4 protein-coding genes are annotated in these 3,221 nt (G+C 70.1%); all 4 read left to right on the forward strand.

What is annotated here, in order from left to right:
- On the forward strand, window positions 1–1,097 hold a 1,097-nt coding region (glmU, locus tag FDZ70_08305), incomplete at its 5' end, for a UDP-N-acetylglucosamine diphosphorylase/glucosamine-1-phosphate N-acetyltransferase (GenBank protein TLM72656.1).
- Between the two features lie 12 nt (window positions 1,098–1,109).
- Window positions 1,110–2,069: a ribose-phosphate pyrophosphokinase gene (locus tag FDZ70_08310; GenBank protein TLM72657.1), complete on the forward strand. Its 960-nt coding sequence runs from the start codon at window positions 1,110–1,112 to the stop codon at window positions 2,067–2,069.
- Between the two features lie 13 nt (window positions 2,070–2,082).
- Window positions 2,083–2,724, forward strand: coding sequence for a 50S ribosomal protein L25 (locus FDZ70_08315; GenBank protein TLM72658.1), 642 nt, complete (start codon window positions 2,083–2,085; stop codon window positions 2,722–2,724).
- Between the two features lie 54 nt (window positions 2,725–2,778).
- A partial coding sequence (locus tag FDZ70_08320) for an aminoacyl-tRNA hydrolase (GenBank protein TLM72659.1) occupies window positions 2,779–3,221 on the forward strand: 443 nt, incomplete at its 3' end.

Consider the following 3,221-nt stretch of genomic DNA (forward strand, 5'->3'; position numbering starts at 1 on the left):
CGGGCGACGTCCCGCTCATCAGGCCCGAGACCATCGCGCGGCTCGTGGCCGAGCGCGAGCGCACCGGCGCCGCGTGCGTGCTCCTGTCGTTCGAGTTCGCGGACCCGACCGGCTACGGCCGGGTGGTCCGCGACGGCGCCGGCGCCGTGAGCGCGATCATCGAGCATCGCGACCTGCCGCCGGAGCACGAGCGCGTGCGCGAGTGCAACGTGGGGGTGTACTGCTTCGACGCCGCGGCGCTGTTCGAGGCGCTTCGCACCGTAGAGTCGCACAACGACCAGGGCGAGTACTACCTCACCGACGTCGTCGGCATCCTGGCGGCAGGCGGACGCGAGGTGGCGGCCCTTGCGTCGGACGACGCCGAGGAGTCGCACGGCATCAACGATCGCGTTCAGTTGGCCCACGCCGCGAAGCTGCTCCAGCGGCGCATCAACACCGGTCACATGCTCGCCGGCGTGACGATGACCGACCCGGAGCTCGTGTGGGTCGGTCCGGACGTGACGATCGGCCGGGACGTGGTCCTCGAGCCGATGACCGTCCTCGCCGGCGCCACCTCGGTGGCGGACGGCGCCGTCATCGGGCCGGACTCGCGTGTGACCGACTCGCAGGTCGGCGCCGGCGCGGTGGTCGACTCGTCCGTGGTCGTGGGCAGCACGGTGGGCGACGGCGCTTCGGTCGGGCCCCGCGCGTTCCTGCGCGCCGGGACCGTGCTCGGGGCGCGCGCGCGTGTCGGCACCAGCGTCGAGATCAAGAAGTCGCGCATCGGTGCGGGCAGCAAGGTCCCGCACCTCTCGTACATCGGTGACGCGGAGATCGGTGACGGCGTGAACGTGGGCGCAGGCTCCATCACCTGCAACTACGATGGTTGGGACAAGCACCCCACGCGCATCGGCGACGGCGCGTTCATCGGCTCTGATACCATGCTCGTCGCGCCGGTCGAGGTCGGCGCGGGCTCCGTGACCGGGGCCGGCAGCACGATCTCGAAGGACGTCCCGCCCGGCTCGCTCGCCGTGGAGCGCACCGACGTGCGCATCATCGACGGGTGGGCCGACAAACGGCGGCGCGAGCATGAGCGGGACGACGCAAAGGACAAGTGAAGGGTAGCGCGCATGTGTGACGGCAAGCGCATGGTCGTGTTCGCGGGGACGAGCAATCCCGAGCTCGCCGGCGGCATCGCCGAGCACCTCGGCATCGAGCTGGGCAACATCACGATCACGCAGTTCGCGAACGGCGAGATCTACGTCCGCTACCGCGAGTCGGTGCGGGGCGCCGACGTCTTCCTCGTCCAGTCGGTGTGCGCGCCGGTCAACTCCACGCTCATGGAGCTGCTCATCATGGCCGACGCGGCCAAGCGCGCCTCGGCGCAGAGCATCACCGCGGTCATCAGCCACTACGGCTACGCGCGCCAGGACAAGAAGTCGGCGGCGCGCGAGCCGATCACGGCGAAGCTGGTCGCCGACCTGCTCACGGTGGCCGGCGTCGACCGGGTCATCACGATGGACCTGCACCAGGGCCAGATCCAGGGCTTCTTCGACCAGGCGGTCAACCATCTGACGGCGCTGCCGATACTGGCCGACTACTTCCAGGCACTCAGCCTGCCCGACATCTGTGTCGTGTCGCCGGACGTCGGGCGCGTGAAGGTCGCCAAGAAGTTCGCCGACATGCTCGGCGGCGACCTCGCCGTGCTGCACAAGGGGCGCCCGCAGCACAACGTCGCCGAGATCACGCACATCATCGGCGAGGTCGCGGACAAGGTGTGTATCCTGTCCGACGACATGATCGACACCGGAGGCTCGATCACCGAAGGTGCCAAAGCGCTGATGAACGCCGGCGCACGCGAGGTGTACGTCACCGCGACGCACGGCATCTTCTCGCCGCCGGCCTACGAGCGCATCGAGTCCGCGCCGATAACGGAGCTCGTGGTGATGAACACCGTGCCGGTGCCCGAGGAGCGGCGCCACGGCAAGATCCGCGTGCTCTCGGCGGCGCCGCTGTTCGCGCACGCCATCGACAACGTCTTCAAGAACGAGTCCGTGTCCGAGCTGTTCGACCCCGACTTCCAGTTGTAGGAGGAATCGCACCATGTCCGCTGAAGCCGCCACCATCAAGGCCGCCCGCCGTACCGTGATCGGGAAGGCGTCCCGCCGACTGAAGGGCGCCGGGCTCATCCCTGCCGTCCTGTACGGCCGCGGCCGCGAGACCGTCTCGATCTCGCTCGACCGCCACGACTTCGAGCAGTTCCTCGCGCACGGGGCCGGCCACACGCCGATCCTCAGGATCGAGGTCGAGGGCGAGGCCAAGCCCGTCGACGCCGTCATCAAGAGCATCCATCGCGACCCGACCAAGGACACCGTGCGCCACGTCGACTTCCTCGCGGTGAGCATGGACCGCCCGATCCACGCCTCGGTCACGATCCACTTCTCGGAGGAGTGCGCCGGCGTGAAGGCGGGTGGCGTCTTCACCGCGAACCTGCACGGCGTCGAGGTCGAGGCGCTGCCGAAGGACCTGCCCGAGGCGATCGAGGCGGACATCTCGGCGCTCGAGGTCGGCGACAACCTCCACGTCTCCGCACTCATCGTCCCCGCCGGCGTCACGGTGCTCACCGACCCCGACAGCGTCGTGTGCTCGGTCGTCGCGCCGCGCGTCGAGGTCGAGGAGGCCGCCCCGGTCGAGGAGGCCGCGGAGCCGGAGGTCATCGGCGAGAAGTCCGAGGAAGAGGAGTAGCGCCCCCGCCGCGCCCGTCGCGGCGGCCGCCTTCTCGAGGAGCTGCACCACACCATGACCCGCATCGTCGTCGGGCTCGGCAACCCCGGGCCCGAGTACGAGTCCTCCCGCCACAACGCGGGCTTCATCGTCGTCGACCTTCTTGCCGAGAACCTTCGCGCGGCCTACTGGAAGGACGAGGCCGGCGCGCGCACCTCGCTCGTGCGCCTCGGTGACGAGGAGCTGCTGCTCGCTGAGCCGATGGCGTTCATGAACGTCTCGGGCAACGCGGTGGCCAAGCTCGCCGAGCGCTACGAGGCCGGCATCGGCGACCTCGTCGTGGTGCACGACGACCTCGACCTGGCGCCGGGCGTCGTGCGCGTGAAGCGAGGGGGAGGCCACGGTGGCCACAACGGGTTGCGGTCGCTCAGCGAGCGGCTCGGCGGCGGGGACTACGTGCGCGTGCGCGTCGGCATCGGGCGGCCGCCCGGGCGGATGGACCCCGCGGACTTCGTGCT

It is taken from the genome of Actinomycetota bacterium (genome assembly GCA_005774595.1).
In the GTDB taxonomy this organism is placed as follows: domain Bacteria; phylum Actinomycetota; class Coriobacteriia; order Anaerosomatales; family D1FN1-002; genus D1FN1-002.

Excerpts from the sequence above, each read along its gene's own strand:
- FDZ70_08310 (TLM72657.1), top strand. The coding sequence starts at position 1,110 with ATGTGTGACGGCAAGCGCATGGTCGTGTTCGCGGGGACGAGCAATCCC.
- FDZ70_08315 (TLM72658.1), top strand. The coding sequence starts at position 2,083 with ATGTCCGCTGAAGCCGCCACCATCAAGGCCGCCCGCCGTACCGTGATC.